Raw genomic sequence first — 18507 nt, 5'->3', positions numbered from 1 at the left:
GATCCGGCAAACCGGGCGTTGGCGGGCTAACTTTCCGGACAAGTTCCGTCGCCGCGGCGGCCGTCCGGGATACATGGGCAGGTCACCTGCGGACCGTACGGAATTTTTCCTGAATGTGGGATTCAGCACACGTCCAGCAAACCGTAAATCCGTCTCTTACCCGCGTTTTCCGTGCTATCCGAGCCGGTCTGGGCGTGATCAACACCACGTCACACGCCCGAAACGTGGCATTGTGAGCCTGGCCACATCCCAGCCGCCGCGGTCGATGGAACAGGTGTACGCCTGTCACGCTGAGACAACGAATCAGCGACGGTTTCGAGAAGCCGAATCACCCGGGACTCAGAGGATGTGAACTCCCATGACCGTTCACCATGTCCCCAGGTCCGCCGGGCTCGGCGCCTTGCTGGTCTGGCTGGGCGGCGCACAACCGCAGCTCACCGACGGGCCCGAGCGCGGCGGCTACACCGTCACCGGCGCCGTGGTGGCGCTGTTCGCGGGCACCGCGGGCGCCGTCACGGCCGCCGCGACGGGAGCGGCGCGCTGGCCGGTCATCGCCATCGTGGCGGTCGCGCTCATCGCGACCGTACTGATGGGGGCCGTCGCCCGGGCGCTGGCCACCGCCGCCACACCCGATCGCCGGGAGAATCGCCGAGCGGTAGCCGAATTCGGCGGCCGCATCGCGGTGGCAGTGCTCGCCGGGGTGGTGGTCGCCGAATTGGCCTGCACCATCCTGTTCTCCGGCACCGTGAACCGGCTGCTCGACGAATCCGCCCAGCACGCAGTGGAATCCGCGCCCGCCGTGGTCACCGCACGCACCGAGCTGGAGCAGGCCCGGACCGATCGCACCGCGCTGGACCAGCAGATCACCAAGGCGCAGAACGACGTCACCAATGCGCTGATCATCGCGCGCTGCGAATTCAACCCGGGGGCGGACTGCCCGCAGAACATGATCACCCGCGTGCCCGGGCGCGGTCCCGAGGAGCGCACCGCCAACCAGATGCTCGACGACGCCCGCAACCAGCTCAGCGCGGCGCAGGGCAAGGTCGACGGGCTCGACGCCAAGGTCACCGAGACGGACAGGGCCCTCGCGACGGCCCGCAAGGCCGCCTACACCGACGGCGACCGCGGGCTCGGGGCGCGCTGGGTGGCCATGAACGACTACACCACCGGACATTTCGGGCCGTTCGTCTTGCGGCTCGCCGTGTCCGTGCTCATGATCGTGCTGGCCCTGCTGCCGCTGCTGCTGCGGTGGTGGCGGGGTGAGACGGCGTTCGACCGCACCGTCGCGGTCCGTACCGCCACCGACCGCATAGACCAGGCCGCCGCCACCGCCATCGCCGTCAAACAGGCCGAGGTGCGCGTGGAGACCGAGAGCCTGCGCGCCGAACAACAACTCACCGCCGCGCGGCTGGCCGCACATGCCGAAACCGCCATCGACCGGGAACGGCAGCGCACCCGCATCATCGCCGCCATCGGCAATTTCGAGATCGGCATCACCGAACCCGCCCAGCGCGCGATCGCCGAATTCGACAATGCCACCAGACATGAACTCCCCGCCGGCCCGGCCGGGGATCGAAAGGACAGCACCGTGTCCCAGGAGGGGATCGTGACACAGTCGCCGAACCTGCCCGCCCAGCTCACCTCCGGGGCCCTGGCCCCCGCACCGCAGGGTGGGGCACTCGTCCCCGCGGTGCCGGTCGCGCAGCCCGCGAACAAGGGCGGGGGGCTGGAACTTCCGATCATCGGGACGGTGCCGTTCACCGACACCGCCGCCCGCTGGATCCGTCCGCTGGTGCCGTCCTTCGTGGCCAATGCCATCGACACCGCCACCCACCCGCTGCGCACCGTGCGTCAGGCGTTCGAGGAGGCGGAGGAGATCACCTTCACGCTGCGCCGCACGCGCAAGGTGACGGTGGATTCCCAGGATTCGGCGCAGCAGCACCAGCAGGCCTACGCCCAGCCGCAGTACGGCTACCTCCCGCAGGGTGCCCCGCAGCAGGTGCATGCCCAGCGGGTGGCCGCGAGCGTGGTGGATCAGCCCTACGCCCAGTACCCCTCCTACTCGGCCCTCCCCCAGGGCCAGGTGGCGGACCCCGGCTATCCCCTGCCCTCGGGTGCGCAGCACGATGCGCTGGCGGCACGCCGCAACCCCGAACTCGACTACCGCAGCCCGCGCGAACTGCCGCCGGGCAGGGGCCGGGAGTAGCCTTTCGAAACCCACTGTGGCCCGGAATGTTTCACGTTGAACACGGAAACATCCGGGCCACAGCCTTTCGATCACGCCGCCGGGGACTTCCGCGTCGCCGAGCGGTAGGCGACGACAGCGGTCAGGACCAGGATGGCCGCCGTGGAGGTGGCCGCCAGGTGGATGCCGCTGACGAAGGCGGAGTGCGCCGAGGTCAGCAGTTCCCCGGCCGCGGGTTGCGGTAGGGCGCGGGCGGTTTCGATCGCGCCGCCCAGCGACTCGCGGGCCGCGTCCGCCTGGCCGGACGGGACGTGCGTCAGGTCCAGACCGTGACGGAAGGCCGCCATGACGGCACTGCCCAGCACGGCGACGCCGAGGGCGATGCCCATCTCCATCGCCGTCTCCGAGATGGCGGCGGCATTACCGGCGCGCGCCTCGGGCGCGGTGCTGACGATCATGTCGGCCGAGACGGTCAGGGCTACACCCTCACCCAGGCCGATCAGCAGGAACCCGACGATGAACGGGGTCACCGAGCCCGAGGGATCGGTGGGCAGCAGCCAGTAGAGGCCCGCGCCGATCGCGACGGTCACCAGCGAGCCCGCGAGCACCGTCGCCGCACGCCAGTAGCGGACCAGCCAGGCCGCGGCCAGCGCGCCCAGCATGGAGCCGATGGTGCCCGGAATGAGCAGCAGACCGGCCGCCAGCGGCGACTTGCCGAGCACCAGCTGCAGGTACTGCGAGCCGAAGAACAGCACGCCGGCCAGCGCGAACACCGACAGCAGGTTGGTGAACACCGCGGCCCGGAAAGCCGGCAGCCGGAACAGGTCCAGGTCGATGAGCGGGGCGGGCAGGCCGCGCTGCCGGCGCACGAACACCACGCCGGCGACCACGCCGACACCGGCGCTGATCAGCAGGTTCAGGCTCGGGCCGTGGGCCGCGAACTCCTTGACCGCGTACACGATCGGGATCAGGGCCAGCATGGACAGACCGGCGCTGATCAGATCGAAACGGCCGGGGTTGGGGTCGCGCGACTCCGGTACCAGGACCGGGGCCAGGACCAGCAGCAGCGCCATGACCGGCAGGTTCACCAGGAAGACCGAGCCCCACCAGAAGTGTTCGAGCATCCAGCCACCCAGCAGTGGGCCGAAGGCCGCGCCGGAGGCGGCCATGGCGCCCCAGACCGAGATGGCGAGGGTGCGCTGGCGGGCGTCGGCGAACATGGACCGGATCAGGCCCAGCGTGGCGGGCATCAGGGTCGCACCGGCGACACCCTGCAGAACCCGTGCGGCGATGAGCATCTCGGGGGTGACCGCCCAGGCCGCGACGGCCGAGGCCAGGGCGAAGCCGGCCGCGCCGATGAGCAGCAGGCGGCGGCGGCCGATGCGGTCGCCGACGGTGCCCATGGTGACCAGCAGGCCCGCGAGTACGAACGAGTAGACGTCGATGATCCACAGCAGCTGCGGCGTGGTGGGCGCGAGGTGCGCGCTGATCGCCGGGACCGCCAGGTCGAGCACGGTGGCGTCGACGGAGATCAGCAACAGCGCGAGCGCGAGAACGCCGAGCCCGGCCCAATCCCTGGGCCGGGCCTTCGGCGGCGCGGCGGTGGGCTGCCGGTCGATGGTCGCGGGAGTTCCGGAACGTGCGGTCGCGTGGGTGCTCATGAGCTTTCTCTCTTGTGGTGAACCGTCCAGACGGTACAGTAGCACTCTGAACCGTCCAGACGGTACAGTCAATTGTCGTGACCACACGCGATCCCGCCGGCACCCGCGACCGGATCCTCGACGCGCTCGAAACCCTGCTGCTCGACAAGGGCCTGTCCCAGGTGACCCTGGACAATGTGGCCGCCACCGCGGGCGTCTCCAAGGGCGGGCTGCTCTATCACTTCAAGAGCAAGGACGCACTGCTCGCCGGACTGCTCCGCCGCGTCACCGACCGGGCCGATCAGCAGGTGAGAGCCGCGGTGGCACAGGGGCGCTCGGTGGCCGAGTGGTATCTGCAGGCTCCGCATCCCGAGGACGACACCGACGCCGTCGAGCTCGCCCTGTACCGATCGATGCTGGCCGCCATGCGGAGCGTCGACGCGCCGCAGGACGCCGCGCAGGCGGAGACCGACCGGGCCCTCACCGAGGTGATGGGGTCCTGGAAGACGGCCCTGGACAACGAGATCGAGGATCCGGTGCGGGCCGAGATCGTGCGCCTGGTCGGCGACGGCGTCTATCTGCGAGCCCTGCTGGGCCTGCCGCCGATCGAACCCGGGCTCTACCGCCGGGTCGTGGCCCGGCTGCTGGAGACCGGCACACCCACCGCCTGACACCCGGGGTGCGAAGTTCGCCGCCCGGACGCGCATCGGGCGACCGAAGACGCTGGTCCGGATAGACTCGGCCGCGTGTTGCCGACCGCCGCCGACTCCGTCGGTTCGCCGACCGGCTCGGTGGGGGAACCGACTTCTACCGAACCGGTGGTTGTGCCGATTCGCCCGATGCAGTTCCGTGAACTCCTCGACCTCCCGTTCGCCCTGATCCAGGCGCGGATCAAGACCCTGGCGGGCCTGCTCGGCGTCGCGGTGCTGGTCGCCTCGGTGGTGGCCGTGGCGGGCACGGTGCTCGCGGCCGTCGCCAGCGGGAATTCCGACCGCGGCACCCTCTGGGGCGCGGTGCTGGTCACCCTGCTGTGCGCCTGGTCGGTCCGCTTGTTCGTCCGCGGGGTGACCGTGCCGATCGGGTTGGCGGTCGTGTACCGCAGGCCGGCGACCTGGCGCGGGGCGCTGCGGCGACTGGCCGCGGAAGCCGGTCCGCTACTCGGCTATCAGGTGATGTACACGCTCATCGGTATCGGCGTGCTGGCCGTCGGCACTCCGCTGCTGTTCACCGTGCCGCCCGCGGTGATCTGGCTGGCCTGGCTGCGCGGGCGGCGATTCACGCTGGTGCCCACCATCTTCGATCAGTCGGCCACCTACGGCGCGGCGGCGCGACGCGCGAAACTGCTTGCGCGCGGGACGGAATGGCAGCTGGTCGGGCTGTGGCTGTACCTGCGCGGGCTGCTGCTCGTGCTGGTGGTGCCGCTGCTGGCGCTGCCGCAGTTCACCGCACAGTTCTCCGGCACCCGGCGCTGGACGGTGACGGTGCTGATCATCACCGCCACCCTGCTCATCGTGGCGGTCGCGGAGCTGGTCGAGTCCTCGACGCAGGTCGTCACCTACGTCGACCGGCGTTGCCGCCGCGAGGCCTGGGACATCCGGGTGCCCGACGGGAGCGGCCGATGACCGGGACCGACCGGGCGACCGGGCCGGAGATCGCCGGTGCCGCGCCGAATCTCGTCGGCGCGGCCCCGCCCGAGCCCGCCCTGGGTCCGGCCGCCGCGCACCTGGCCGCGGCCGAGGAGGCCGCCCGGCGCGGCGATTTCGGTGCCGCGCTGCGCGAGCGGTACCGCGCCGTCACCCGCGGGCTGGAGCAGCACGGCATCCTCGACGAGGAGCGGGCGCGCACGGCACGGGAAACCGCGCGGGCCGCCACCGCGGCGGTCCCGGACGCGGGCGAACTGCCCTCGGCGGCACACAGTTTCGACGAGGTCGTCTATGGCGGCCGCTACGCCACCGAGGCGGAGTACCGGCAGCTGGAACAGGCCGACCGGTACTCGACCGCGCCGCCGCCCAAGGCCGGCCCGGCCGAGATCACCGAGCGGCGCCGGACCCGTAAGACCAAGGTCGCCAAGGAGAAGAAGGACCGTGAGCGCGCGGAACTGCCGCAGCTGCTGAAGGATTGGCGCTTCTGGGCCGCGGTCGTGGCCGTGCTGGCGGTCGCGGTGCTGGTGTACGCGCTCACCCATGCCGGGTCCGGGCCGTCGACCCCGCCGCCGACCCACGCGCCGTCGCCACCGTCGAATCCGCCGCCGCCCAACCGGCCGGACGTGCCGCCGCCGAACTTCGGCGCGGGCAGCGACTCCATCTTCCAGCAGCTGCCGGGCCGGCTGGCCTTCGGCGGTCTGCAGTTCCTCATCGCCTGGGTCGCCGTGCTGTGGTGGCGCGGCCGCCGCCGCGGCGCCATCGTGCGCGAACCGCTGCCGGTGGAGGCCCCGGCCCACGAGCTGCTCGCCGGACAGGCCGGGCTGTACCGGAAGTCCCGCGATCACGAGCACGTGGCCGCGAAACTGCGGGCAGCGTCGCTGCGCCGGCTGCGGCCCGCGCTCGGCGTCACCGCCGACACCCCGGCGGAACTGGTGGTCGGGTCCATCACGGTCCGCACCGGCGCGGACCCGGCCGTCATCCGCGCCGCCCTGTACGACCCGGTCGCCGATCGGGTCGCCCTGGAACTCGTGGCCGCACAACTCGAATGGATCGAAGCGGAGGTCTTGTGACCGAACTCTCCCAGGACGTCGTGGACACCAACCACGCGCCCACCGCCCAGGACGCCCAGCAGGCGCTGCTGGCGCTGCGCGCCGAGATCGGCAAGGCGGTGGTCGGCAACGACCACGCCGTCATGTTCCTGGTGCTGGCGCTGCTGTGCCGCGGCCACGTACTGCTGGAAGGCGTTCCGGGCGTGGCCAAGACGCTGCTGGTGCGCGCCCTGGCCACGGCGCTGGATCTGGAGCACTCCCGCATCCAGTTCACCCCCGACCTGATGCCGGGCGATGTGACCGGATCGCAGATCTACGATCCGCACTCGGCCGAGTTCACCTTCCGCCGCGGCCCGGTGTTCACCAACCTGCTGCTGGCCGACGAGATCAACCGCACCCCGCCGAAGACGCAGTCGGCGCTGCTGGAATCCATGGAGGAGCGCCAGGTTTCGGTGGACGGCGTGCCGCAGCCGCTGCCGGATCCGTTCGTGGTGGTCGCCACCCAGAATCCGATCGAGCAGGAGGGCACCTATCCGCTGCCGGAGGCGCAGCTGGACCGGTTCCTGTTCAAGGTGGACGTCCAATTGCCCGGGCGCGATGACGAATTCCGCATCCTGCAGCGGCATGCGGCGGGCTTCGACCCGCGGGATCTGAACGCCGCCGGGCTGCGCCCGGTGGCCGGTCCCGCGCACCTCGCGGCCGCCCGGGCCGCCGTCGCACAGGTGGCCATCAGCCCCGAGGTGCTGGCGTACACCGTTGACCTGTGCCGGGCCACCCGCACCTCCCCGGCCGTGGCGCACGGCGCATCCACCCGCGGCGCGACCGCGCTGATGGCAGCCGCGCGGGCCTTCGCCTGGCTGAACGGGCGCGCCTATGTGACGCCCGACGATGTGAAAGCCGTTGCGACGACGGTGCTCCGGCATCGGCTGCACCTGCGGCCCGAGCACGAGGTGGAGGGCGTCACCGCCGAGGGCGTGCTGGCCTCGCTGCTGATGTCCGTCCCCGTTCCGGTGTAGGCCGTGGTCGTCACCGGCCGGCTGGCCGCCGCGGCGGTGCTCGCGGCCCTGTTCGTCACGCTGGCGCTGCCCTCGTGGCTCGGTGTGCTGCTCGCCACCCTGGCGCTGATCGGGCTGATCGCGGCCGATCTGCTGCTGCTGGGATCGCCGGGCGCGCTGGAGCTTTCGCGGGCCCCCGTCACGACGGTGCGCACCGGTCGCAGCATCGACGTGGAGCTGGCGGTGCTCAACGGCGGCGCCTGGCCGGTGCGCGGCACCCTGTGGGACGACTGGCCGCCCAGCGCGCACGCCCGCCATCGCACCCACGCCCTGAACCTGCCGCCCAACACCAGGATTCGGCTGCACACCGAGCTGACGCCGGACTATCACGGCGACCGGGTGGCCGGCCCGGTGACGCTGCGTCTGCTGGGCCCGCTGGGCATGGCCGGCCGCCAGGTGCGGCGCGAGGTCCCGGCCCGGCTGCGCGCGCTGCCGCCGTTCCGCAGTGAGCGGCTGCTGGCCTCCAAGGTCCGGCAGCTGCAGCATCTGGAGGGCCGCAACACCACCACGATTCGCGGGCAGGGCACCGAATTCGATTCGTTCCGTGAGTATGTCGCGGGCGACGACGTGCGCACCATCGACTGGCGCGCCACCGCCCGCGCCAATGACGTGCTGGTGCGCACCTGGCGTCCGGAACGCAACCGGCACGTGGTCATGCTGCTGGACACCGGGCGGGTGAGCGCCGGCCGGGTCGGCGACGGCACCCGCCTGGACGCCACCATCGAGGCGGCCCTGCTGCTGGGCGGGCTGGCCGCCTCCGGCGGCGACTCGGTGGATCTGCTGGCCTACGACCGCCGGCTACGCACCGAGGTGCGCGGCATCGGCGGAAAGCGCTTGCAGATCAAGCTCATGCACGCGCTCGCCGGGCTCACGCCCGAACTGGTCGACACCGACTATCAGGGCGTGCTGCGCGCGACGCTGCAGCGCGCCCGCCGCCGCAGCCTGGTGGTGTGGTTCACTCATCTCGACGCCGCCACCGTGCAGGAGGGCCTGCTACCGGTGCTGCCGGTGCTGACCGAGCGGCATCGGGTGCTGGTGGTCGCGGTGACCGATCCGGAGGTGGCGGCCGCCGCCACCCGCCGCTCCGGCCCGGACGACCTCTACGCCGCGGCCGCCGCCGAGAATGTCATCGCCGAGCACGCGGTGGCCCGGGAGACGCTGCGCCGCATGGGTGTCCGGGTCATCGCCGATGCACCCGACCGGCTGCCGGAGGCGCTGGCCGACGAATACCTGGAACTCAAGCGGACCGGAGCGCTGTAGCCGGCACGGCCGTCGGGTACTGCCGCACGAAGGGCGGCGGCGGGATGGCCCGCCGCTGCCGCTCGGCCAACACCGCGCCCAGGATCTGCAGCGGCGGATAGCCGTTCGGCGGCGGCGTGCGCAGGCTCGTGCACACCGCGATGACCAGGGTGCGGCCCAACCGGTCCTGGACCTCCGGGGTCAGGGTGCGGAACCGCAACAGGTACCGACGCGTCGACAGCGCCAATTCATCGGAGAGACCGGACAAATCGAGCTGCCGCGCCCAGCCCGCCAGCCAGGGCGGCGGCGCGGCCAGCGCGGCGAAGGGCAGCCGGCTGCGGTCGTGCACCACGACGGTGCCCGCCAGCACGTCCCCGACCCGCCGGGCCTGGGGCGAGCACAGCGACACCACGACGGCGATCAGCCCGGTGCCCATGATCCAGAAGTCGACGATCCCCGCCAGTCCGCGGGTGACCGCGTGCCGGAAGTCGATGGGCCCGCCGTCGGCGCGCACCACGCGCAGCCCGACCGCCATCTTCCCCACCGAGCGCCCGCGCGAAAACGTCTCGAACAGCACGGGATACCCGATCAGCGCGCTCACCATGGCCACCAGCACGGCGGCGTCGCGCCACGCGGAGTCGGCGCCGATCCACACCAGCAGCGCCTCGAACAGCAGCGCCAGCACCGTTCCGATCACGGCCTGCAGCAGCAGGTCGAGCAGGAAGGCCGCGGCCCGCGTGGGGATCCGCGCAATCGGCAGCTCGACGGCCACGGCTTCGCCGGTGGTGAACAGTGCCATGAGGGTCGTCTTCCTCCGCCCCGTGGGATCGCGATGGATAGCATTCTGTCAGCGTCGGCGCAGGAGGGGTACTCATGGATCTGGACGCCTACACCTTTGTGCACAGGCCCTCCTGGGATCGGCTGGATCGGCTGGCCTCCCGGAGCAGGCGGCTCACCGGCGCGGAGGCCGACGAGTTGGTGCGGCTGTATCGGCTGGCGTCGCAGCAGCTGGCCCGCCTGCAGACCAGGGAGGCGGATCCGGACCTCATTGCCGGGCTGTCGGCGGTGCTGACCCGAGCGCGGGGCCGGATACTGAGCGCCCGCTTCGACACGCCGCGGGAGATCGCCTACTTCTTCACGCACCGGTTCCCGGCCGCCGTGTACCGGGCTCGGCCCTGGTGGCTGTCGGTCGCGACGGTGTTCCTGCTCGGGTCGGCGGGGCTGGCCGCGTGGGTGGCCAGGTCGGAGGCCGCGCGCCGGCATCTCGGCCTGGACACGGATACAGATGCCTTGACGCGCCCCGGTGGCGAATTCGAGACCTACTACTACGAGCACTCGCACGACGCCTTCGCCGCCAAGGTGTGGACCAACAACGCGTGGGTGTCGGCCATGGCGCTCTTTCTCGGGGTGCTCATCCTGCCCGCCGTCTATCTGTTGTCCATGAACGCCTTGAACCTCGGTATCAGTGCCGGGCTGATGGCGGGGGCGGGGCGGCTGGGCCCGTTCTTCGGCTGGATCCTGCCGCACGGAATGCTGGAGCTCACAGCCATTTTCGTGGCCGGCGGGGCGGGTCTGAAGCTGGGCTGGACGCTGATCGATCCGGGCCGGGAGAGCCGCCCGCAGGCGCTGGCACGGCAGGGCCGGGCGACCGCGGTGATCGCGCTCGGGCTGGTGGGCGTGCTGCTGGTGTCGGGTTTCCTCGAGGGCTTCGTCACACCCAGCGGACTGCCCACGGCGGCCCGGGTCGGCATCGGGGCGCTGGCCGAACTCGGTTTCCTGGCTTATGTATTCGGGCGTGGCCGCGGTGCGGTGCGGGAGCAGGAGCGCCTGCGGTTGGAGCGGGCAGCGAGCGATCACCCGGAGCACATCACGGGCTATTCGATCGAGAAGGGTCCGGAACCGGTTGCAGGAGTGGCGACTTCGTAGTCGCGGCACCGTTCGGATTGATTTCCACTGGCCGCAGCGAGTCCGGCTCAGCTGCGGCCAGCGTTGCCGATGACTCTACACAATCGTTATGGCTACGCAACCTCCGACTTGCCCACCGGACGCATAAGGCGACCAGGCGAAACACCCTTTCCCAGTAGACAACCCGACAAGATCGCTAATTCTCGGCATACGCTTTGCGGGCGGTCTGCGGAGGGGTCCGAAACTATCCCCGCGGTCGCGTTTCGAGACCCCTTTCGAACCCTGGCGCGCGATGCGTTTCGAACCCCGTCCGTTGGTTTGCCAAAAACTCGAAAATTTTCCGCTCACCATCGATTCAACCCCCGTTAAGCTGGCGTTTTTCCCCAGATCAGGCCGATTGCCCACCGATCACACAAGGTCAAACAAACCTCAAGTTTGTTTCGAATGGCTTTCGCTAAATGATCATCAGGCATAACTGGACCGTAATCGGGCGCATACCCAACTCGGCATCTTCCGGCAAACGATTTTCGCCCTCGCGAAGGCCCCGAAACGCCCCCTGGCAACGCCTCCGGCGGGTAACCCCGAACAGGGTGTGCGATCTTCGTCACATCCGTTGTGACCAGCGGCTTTTCGAGTCTCGCTGAGCGGAACCGACACCGTGCGGATTCGCGCCGCGACCCCGCCCGCGCGAGCCGGCACCGGGCGCCACACTCATGCCGATCCGACATCGCACTCCCCGCCCGGACGCCGAACCGGACGGCAGGACGCCGAACCCGGACACAGCTGAACCCGGACACAGCTGAACCCGGACATAGAAGAAGGCCCCCGATCCGATTCGGATCGAGGGCCTTCCTCGTGGTGGGCGAGGGGGGACTTGAACCCCCACGTCCTTACGGACACTGGCACCTGAAGCCAGCGCGTCTGCCATTCCGCCACTCGCCCGAGCGACGGGAAGAAACGTATCACGGGGTCTGCACCAAAACGAAATCGCCTGGTTATCGGGGGTGCGGCGGGGCGATCACGATCCGCGTTCAACCCGGGAACCTCGGCTCGCCGCCAAGAGTTACAGGTGTGGACGATCGTGGATATCATGCAATCACCGTGTCCTTGCGGCGACACGCCATGTCCGCGTGTTGCTATTCAAGGACGCATCGCGCACGTCACGCCGATCGGACAGATGACACGACGCACGCTCCCGCACCGGAGCGGCAGGACCCGAGAAGGGAGGGGGCATGGGAATTGTTTCCCGATTCGAGCGCCGTCTCCAGGGGGCTGTCGGCGATGTCTTCGCCCGCGCCTTCGGCGGGAGCGTCGTGCCCCAGGAGGTCGAGGCCGCACTGCAGCGCGAGGCCGCCGACCACGTCCAGGATCTCGGTGGTGGGCATCTGCTGGCTCCGAACAGCTATGCCATCACCGTCAACGAGTCGGATCTACGGCACCTCGTCCAGGGCGAGGGACAGCCGGATCGCGATCTCGCCACGCAGGATTACGAGCTCACCAAGCGTGCTTTCGCCAAGCATCTGCAGGACTACATCCGCGAGCAAGGGTGGCAGACCTACGGTGAAGTACACGTGGAGTTCGAGGCATCCCCTACGCTGCACACCGGACAGTTCAGGACACGCGGCCGGGTCGATCCGGACGCGGGTGGGCGGGCAGGCCCGTCACCGGGACCTGGACGCCCACAACGACCCAACCCGCAACCAGGAGCTGGCCCCATGACGCAGAACTCAGGCTACGACCCAAGCCGTGAGCCCGCGGAGTCCGATCCGCGGAACCGCGGGTACGCGCCCCCGCCTGCGGGCCGTCAAGGTCAGCAGGGTTACGGCGAGTACGGCCGCGGTGGTCAGCAGGGCTACGAGCAGGGCGGCTACGGCCAGTCCGAGCAGGCCTACGGCGACTACCAGAACGGCTACGACTACAACCAGCAGCAGGGCGGCGGTTACAGCCAGCAGGGCGGCTACGCCGAGCAGGGCTACGGCCAGCAGCAGGGCTACGGCCAGTCCGAGCAGGCCTACGGCCAGCAGGGCTACGCCGACCAGGGCTACGGCCAGCAGCAGCACGGCTACGACCAGGCCTACAGCGAGCAGGGCGGCGGCTACGGTCAGCAGCAGGGCTACGCCGAGCAGGGCTACGGCCAGCAGCAGGGCTACGGCCAGCAGGGCTACGACCAGGGCGGCTACGGTCAGCAGGGCTACGCCGAGCAGGGGTACGGGCAGCAGCAGGGCTACGGCCAGCAGGGCTACGACCAGTACCAGGAGCAGGCCGGCTACGGCGACGAGCAGGCGTACGGGCAGCAGCAGGGCTACGGCCAGCAGCAGGCCGGCTACGGCGCGGCGCCGGCGCGCGCCGGCTCGGGCTACTCGGCCACGCTGCAACTGGACGACGGCTCCGGCCGCACCTACCAGTTGCGCGAGGGCAGCAACATCATCGGCCGCGGGCAGGACGCGCACTTCCGGTTGCCGGATACGGGAGTTTCCCGGCGCCACATCGAGGTTCGCTGGGACGGCCAGACCGCGATGCTCTCGGACCTCGGTTCGACCAATGGCACGCTGGTCAACGGGTCTCCCGTCCAGGATTGGCAGCTCGCCGACGGGGATGTCATCCGCGCCGGACATTCCGAGATCCTGATCCGGATCGTCTGATCCCGTAAGCTCGCGGTGCAGGTCACGATATGGCTGGGAATTCCTCGGTCGTATCGTGATCGCAACCGGTCGACGGCCCTATGATGCTGCCAATGCTCGCGGCGGACTCTGGCCGCGCTGACCAGCAACACACCGGTTGGGGGTCACGGAGCCACACCTCCGTAACTGCCCCGTACTTACGACACGGTCGAACAGGAGGTGGAGCACCGTGCAGGGATTGATCCTGCAATTGACCCGTGCGGGGTTCCTGCTGTTGTTGTGGCTGTTCGTGTGGGCGGTGCTCCGGACCCTGCGCAGCGATATCTACGCGGCTTCCGGCCTCCGGGTCGCGCCTCGGGCCGCAGGCGGTTCCGCGGTGCTCCCATCATTTCGCCGGGGCCAGAAGGGCGCCAAATATCTCGTGGTGACTCAGGGTTCTCTCGCCGGCACCCGCATCTCGCTCGGCACACAGCCGGTGCTGATCGGGCGGGCCGACGACTCCACACTGGTTCTCACCGACGACTATGCCTCCACCCGCCACGCGCGACTGTCTCCGCGCGGTGAGGACTGGTACGTCGAGGATCTCGGTTCCACCAACGGGACCTACCTCGACCGGTCGAAGGTCACCACTCCGGTCCGAGTTCCACTCGGCACCCCTGTCCGTGTCGGCAAGACAGTGATCGAGCTGCGATCGTGACACTTGTTCTCCGCTACGCAGCGCGCAGCGACCGTGGTCTCGTCCGAGCCAACAACGAGGATTCCGTCTACGCAGGTGCGCGATTGCTCGCACTGGCGGACGGCATGGGCGGCCACGCCGCCGGTGAGGTCGCCTCGCAGCTGATGATCGCCGCCCTGGCGCATCTGGACGACGACGAGCCCGGCGACGATCTGCTCGGCAAGCTGAATCGTGCTGTGCACGAAGGCAATGCGGCCATCGCCGACCAGGTCGAGGAGGAGCCGGAACTCGACGGCATGGGCACCACGCTCACCGCCATCCTGTTCGCCGGACGCAAACTCGGCCTCGCGCACATCGGCGACTCCCGCGCCTACATGCTCAGAGGCGGTGAGCTGGCCCAGATCACCCGTGACGACACCTTCGTGCAGTCGCTGGTGGACGAGGGGCGGATCACCCCGGAGCAGGCCCACACTCATCCCCAGCGCTCGCTGATCATGCGGGCGCTCACCGGCAACGAGATCGACCCCACCCTGGTGGTGCGGGAGGCGCGTGCCGGGGATCGCTATCTGCTCTGCTCGGACGGCCTCTCGGACGTGGTGAGCGACGAGACCATCGCCAACACGCTGCGCGAGGGCACCACCGACGAGTCGGCGGACCGGCTCATCGAATTGGCGTTGCGCAGTGGCGGTCCCGACAACGTGACCGTGGTGGTCGCCGACGTCATCGACCTGGACTACGGCCAGAGCCACCCGATCGTGGCGGGCGCGGCCTCCGGCGAGGACGAGGACACTCCCCCGCCGAACACCGCCGCCGGCCGGGCCGCCGCCATGCGCCCGCCGCGCGCCACACCGCGCCGCGCGGTGCCGCAGCCCGAACCCGAACCGCCCAAGAAGAGCCACAAGCTGCGCTGGCTGGCGCTGTCGCTGGCTCTGCTGGTGGCGGTGGGCGCGGGACTCACCGTGGGCTACAACATGATTCGCAGCAACTACTACGTCGGCGTGGACGGCGAGAAGGTGGTCGTGCTGCGCGGCCTGCCCGGTTCGGTGCTGGGCTACTCCATCCGCGGTGTGGACCAGGTCGGCTGCGTCACGCGCGGCGGCGAATTGACGCTGACCGCGCCCGGCGACAAGTTTCCCTCCGGCTGTGCCCAGCTGACCCGCAACGATCTCCGCCCCAGCGGCCGCGATTCGGTCGACAAGGGCCTGCCGCCCGGTTCCCGCGACGACGCCGTCAAGCAGATCCGGAACCTGGTGCAGGGCGAACTGCTGCCCCCGTGCGAGAAGCAGCAGCAGGCGCCGGTCACTCCGTCGACCACGCCGGTCCCGCCGCCCGCCGACCCCAACCAGCCGGGCACACCCGTCACCACCACGCCGGCCGCTCCGGCCGCGCCCGGCAACCTCACCGGCGGTGAGCGCACCGGCGAGAACCACCCGCTGGAACCCCGCAAGACCGACCAGCCGACCGCTCCTGTCACCACCACCACGGCACCGCAGACTCCGGGGCAGAACTGCAGGACGGCGGACTGATGTCCGCACCGGCACCGCCGTCCACTGGGGCTTTTCCCAGTCCACCGGGCGGATTCGCTCCTGCGCCGCCGCCCGCCACCCGGCGCAATGTCGAGTTGCTGCTGCTGGGGCTGGCGGCCGTCATCACGACGGTGTCGCTGGTGCTGGTGGAGGCCAGTCAGGAGCAGGCGATCACCTGGGAGATCGCCAAACTCGGTGCCGCGTACATGGCATTGTTCGGCGTCGCGCATCTGGCGGTGCGGCGGTTCGCGGCCTTCGCGGATCCGGTCCTACTACCGATCGTGGCGCTGCTGAACGGGTTGGGCCTGGTGGTGATCCACCGCATCGACCTGGCGCAGGCACAGGACGCCGCGTTCGCCTCCCTGCCCATCCCCTCCCCCGACGCCAACCAGCAGGTGCTGTGGACGGGGCTGGGGATGGTGGTTTTCACGGGGTTGCTGCTCGCGCTGCATGACTACCGCAGCCTGGCCCGCTACGCCTATACCCTCGGCCTGATCGGGGTCATCGCCCTCGCCCTGCCCGCGGTGCTGCCGGACCGGTACTCGCAGGTGAACGGCGCGAAGATCTGGATTCGCCTGCCGGGCTTCAGTGTTCAGCCCGGTGAGTTCGCCAAGATCGCGCTGATCGTGTTCTTCGCCGGTGTGCTGGTGTCCAAGCGCGACCTGTTCACCGGCGCGGGCAAGCACGTGTTCGGCATGGAGCTGCCGCGCATGCGCGACATGGGCCCGATCCTGCTGGTCTGGGTGCTGTCGGTGGGTGTGCTGGTGGTGGAGAAGGATCTGGGCACCTCGCTGCTCATCTTCGCCACCGTGCTGTGCATGCTCTACATCGCGACCGAGCGGGTGGGCTGGGTGGCGGTCGGGCTGGTGCTGCTGACCATCGGGGTCGTGTTCGCCTACTTCGCCTTCGGGCATGTGCGGGTGCGGTTCTCGACCTGGCTGCATCCCTTCGCCGACTACTCCAATACCGGCTACCAGATCTCGCAGTCGCTGTTCGGGCTGGCCACCGGCGGACTGGCCGGGACCGGGCTGGGCAGCGGGCGGCCCTCGCAGGTACCGTTCGCCAAGACCGACTTCATCATCTCCGCCATCGGGGAGGAGCTCGGCCTGATCGGGCTGACCGCCATCCTGATGCTGTTCTGCGTGTTCGCCATTCGCGGGATCCGCACCGCGCTGGCCATTCGCGACAGCTTCGGCAAGCTGCTGGCCGCGGGCCTGTCCTTCACGATCGCCATCCAGGTGTTCGTGGTGGTCGGCGGGGTCACCAAGCTGATTCCGCTGACCGGTCTCACCACGCCGTACATGTCCTACGGCGGTTCGTCCCTGCTCGCCAACTATGTGCTGCTGGGCCTGCTGATCAAGGTGTCCGACGCCGCCCGCCGGCCGGCGCCCGCCCGGAAGCGGGCGGAGCCGATCGCGGACGCGTCGACTCAACTGTTGCGCAAGGTCGAGGGGGGTGGCGCGTGAACACGCCTCTGCGCCGGGTGGCACTGGCGGTCATGGTGATGATCGTCGCGCTGCTCGCCAATGCCACCTATGTGCAGGTGTTCAAGGCCGACAGCCTGCGCAACGATCCGCGCAATGTGCGAGTCCTGCTGGACGAATACGCGCGTCAGCGCGGCCAGATCTCCGCGGCGGGCACGGTGCTGGCCTCGTCGGTCGCCACCGACGACCGCTACAAGTACCTGCGCACCTACCCGACCGATCCGCTGGCCTACGCGCCCGCCACCGGCTACTACTCGATGCAGTACGGCAGCAACCAGCTCGAGCACGCCGAGGACTCGGTGCTCAACGGCTCCGACAACAGCCTGTTCGGGCGCCGGCTCATCGACATGATCTCCGGCCGGGATCCGCGCGGCGGCAATGTGGTGACCACGCTCAACCCGGTCATGCAGAAGGTCGCCTACGACCAGCTCACCGCCAAGAACCTGACCGGTTCGGTCGTGGCCGTCGAGCCCAGCACCGGCCGCATCCTGACCATGGTCTCCACGCCGTCCTACGACCCGAACCTGCTGGCCGGGCACGACGGCGCCGCCACCCAGAAGACCTGGGAGCAGCTGCAGCAGGATCCGCGCCAGCCGATGCTGAATCGCGCTGTCTCGCAGACCTATCCGCCGGGCTCCACCTTCAAGGTGATCGTGACCGCGGCCGCGCTGTCCAACGGCATCGCCAAGCCCGACGATCAGTTCACCGCGGCGCCGCGGATCACGCTGCCCGACACCACCACCACGCTGGAGAACTACAACGGCAGCCACTGCGGTCCCGGCGACGCCCAAACCGCTTCTCTCACCGACGCTTTCAAGTACTCCTGTAACACCGCCTTCGCCGAGCTCGGTATGAAGGTCGGAGCCGCGAAACTCAAGGACGAGGCCAGCGCGTTCGGAATCGGAACCCAGCACCCCAATATTCCGATCCCCTGGGCGGACAGTACCGTCGGAACGATTCCCGACAATGCGGCCATGGCCCAGTCCAGTATCGGCCAGCGCGACGTCGCGCTCACCCCGCTGGACAATGCGGTCATCGCGGCCACCATCGCCAATGGCGGCGTGCGAATGAAGCCGTATCTGGTGGATCAGCTGCAGGCGCCCGATCTGAGCACGCTGGAGACCACCAAGCCGACCTCGGTGGGCCAGGCGGTGACACCGCAGGTGGCCACCCAGATCACCAATCTGATGCTGGAGTCGGAGAAGAACACGCAGGGAGGGACGCAGCCGCGCTCGTATCAGATCGCGTCGAAGACCGGCACGGCCGAGCACGGCAACGATCCGCGCAACACGCCGCCGCACGCCTGGTACATCGCCTTCGCGCCGGCGCAGAACCCGAAGATCGCGATCGCGGTGATCGTCGAGAACGGCGGCGACCGGGCACTGGCGGCCACCGGCGGCTCCGTGGCCGCCCCGATCGCGCGAGCGGTGCTGGATGCCGGACTGGGGGGCTGAACGATATGAAAGTGCAAGGTAGACAGGGTC

General features: G+C 69.8%; 14 protein-coding genes and 1 tRNA gene. 12 read left to right on the top strand and 3 right to left on the bottom strand.

Features of this window, described 5'->3' with window-relative positions:
• Nucleotides 1-358 precede the first annotated feature (358 nt).
• Nucleotides 359-2206 (top strand): DUF4407 domain-containing protein, encoded by a 1848-nt coding sequence (locus ACFXHE_RS18960; protein WP_379384630.1) that lies wholly within the window; start codon nucleotides 359-361, stop codon nucleotides 2204-2206.
• Between the two features lie 71 nt (nucleotides 2207-2277).
• On the opposite strand, the gene ACFXHE_RS18955 is transcribed toward ACFXHE_RS18960, so the two are convergent.
• Nucleotides 2278-3846: an MFS transporter gene (locus tag ACFXHE_RS18955; protein ID WP_379384628.1), complete on the bottom strand. Its 1569-nt coding sequence runs from the start codon at nucleotides 3844-3846 to the stop codon at nucleotides 2278-2280.
• A gap of 77 nt (nucleotides 3847-3923) precedes the next feature.
• On the opposite strand from ACFXHE_RS18955, the gene ACFXHE_RS18950 reads away from it, so the two are divergent.
• From ACFXHE_RS18950 to ACFXHE_RS18930, 5 genes are all read left to right on the top strand, one after another.
• Complete coding sequence (locus ACFXHE_RS18950; protein WP_379384626.1) at nucleotides 3924-4496, top strand: TetR/AcrR family transcriptional regulator; 573 nt, start codon at nucleotides 3924-3926, stop codon at nucleotides 4494-4496.
• 75 nt (nucleotides 4497-4571) lie between these two features.
• Complete coding sequence (locus ACFXHE_RS18945; protein ID WP_379384624.1) at nucleotides 4572-5447, top strand: hypothetical protein; 876 nt, start codon at nucleotides 4572-4574, stop codon at nucleotides 5445-5447.
• Nucleotides 5444-6538 (top strand): DUF4129 domain-containing protein, encoded by a 1095-nt coding sequence (locus ACFXHE_RS18940; protein ID WP_379384622.1) that lies wholly within the window; start codon nucleotides 5444-5446, stop codon nucleotides 6536-6538. The genes ACFXHE_RS18945 and ACFXHE_RS18940 overlap by 4 nt, the downstream gene beginning before the upstream one ends.
• Nucleotides 6514-7533, top strand: coding sequence for an AAA family ATPase (locus ACFXHE_RS18935; protein WP_379384620.1), 1020 nt, complete (start codon nucleotides 6514-6516; stop codon nucleotides 7531-7533). Before ACFXHE_RS18940 ends, ACFXHE_RS18935 begins: the two co-directional genes overlap by 25 nt.
• A 3-nt stretch (nucleotides 7534-7536) precedes the next feature.
• Nucleotides 7537-8832: a DUF58 domain-containing protein gene (locus ACFXHE_RS18930; RefSeq protein WP_379384619.1), complete on the top strand. Its 1296-nt coding sequence runs from the start codon at nucleotides 7537-7539 to the stop codon at nucleotides 8830-8832.
• On the opposite strand, the gene ACFXHE_RS18925 is transcribed toward ACFXHE_RS18930, so the two are convergent.
• On the bottom strand, nucleotides 8810-9610 hold the full coding sequence (locus tag ACFXHE_RS18925; RefSeq protein ID WP_379384617.1) for an RDD family protein: 801 nt from the start codon (nucleotides 9608-9610) through the stop codon (nucleotides 8810-8812). The genes ACFXHE_RS18930 and ACFXHE_RS18925 overlap by 23 nt on opposite strands.
• Before the next feature lie 74 nt (nucleotides 9611-9684).
• On the opposite strand from ACFXHE_RS18925, the gene ACFXHE_RS18920 reads away from it, so the two are divergent.
• The gene (locus tag ACFXHE_RS18920) at nucleotides 9685-10737 is read left to right on the top strand and encodes a stage II sporulation protein M (RefSeq protein WP_379384615.1); all 1053 of its coding nucleotides are present in this window, start codon (nucleotides 9685-9687) and stop codon (nucleotides 10735-10737) included.
• A gap of 835 nt (nucleotides 10738-11572) precedes the next feature.
• Here the strand turns inward: ACFXHE_RS18920 and ACFXHE_RS18915 are convergent.
• A tRNA-Leu gene (locus tag ACFXHE_RS18915) sits at nucleotides 11573-11658 on the bottom strand.
• Between the two features lie 290 nt (nucleotides 11659-11948).
• On the opposite strand from ACFXHE_RS18915, the gene ACFXHE_RS18910 reads away from it, so the two are divergent.
• The 5 genes from ACFXHE_RS18910 (at nucleotide 11949) to ACFXHE_RS18890 (ending at nucleotide 18477) form a co-directional block, all read left to right on the top strand.
• Nucleotides 11949-13358, top strand: coding sequence for a DUF3662 and FHA domain-containing protein (locus tag ACFXHE_RS18910; RefSeq protein WP_379384613.1), 1410 nt, complete (start codon nucleotides 11949-11951; stop codon nucleotides 13356-13358).
• Between the two features lie 208 nt (nucleotides 13359-13566).
• Nucleotides 13567-14034, top strand: a complete 468-nt coding sequence (locus tag ACFXHE_RS18905; protein WP_040862589.1) for an FHA domain-containing protein — start codon at nucleotides 13567-13569, stop codon at nucleotides 14032-14034.
• Entirely contained in the window at nucleotides 14031-15539 is a 1509-nt protein-coding gene (locus ACFXHE_RS18900) for a PP2C family protein-serine/threonine phosphatase (RefSeq protein ID WP_379384611.1), read from the top strand. Before ACFXHE_RS18905 ends, ACFXHE_RS18900 begins: the two co-directional genes overlap by 4 nt.
• On the top strand, nucleotides 15539-17005 hold the full coding sequence (locus ACFXHE_RS18895; RefSeq protein ID WP_379384609.1) for an FtsW/RodA/SpoVE family cell cycle protein: 1467 nt from the start codon (nucleotides 15539-15541) through the stop codon (nucleotides 17003-17005). Before ACFXHE_RS18900 ends, ACFXHE_RS18895 begins: the two co-directional genes overlap by 1 nt.
• Nucleotides 17002-18477 (top strand): peptidoglycan D,D-transpeptidase FtsI family protein, encoded by a 1476-nt coding sequence (locus ACFXHE_RS18890; protein ID WP_379384608.1) that lies wholly within the window; start codon nucleotides 17002-17004, stop codon nucleotides 18475-18477. Before ACFXHE_RS18895 ends, ACFXHE_RS18890 begins: the two co-directional genes overlap by 4 nt.
• The last annotated feature ends 30 nt before the right edge of the window (nucleotides 18478-18507 follow it).

It is taken from the genome of Nocardia sp. NPDC059229 (genome assembly GCF_042754165.1).
GTDB lineage: Bacteria > Actinomycetota > Actinomycetes > Mycobacteriales > Mycobacteriaceae > Nocardia.
This window is presented reverse-complemented; position numbering and strand designations above follow the sequence as displayed.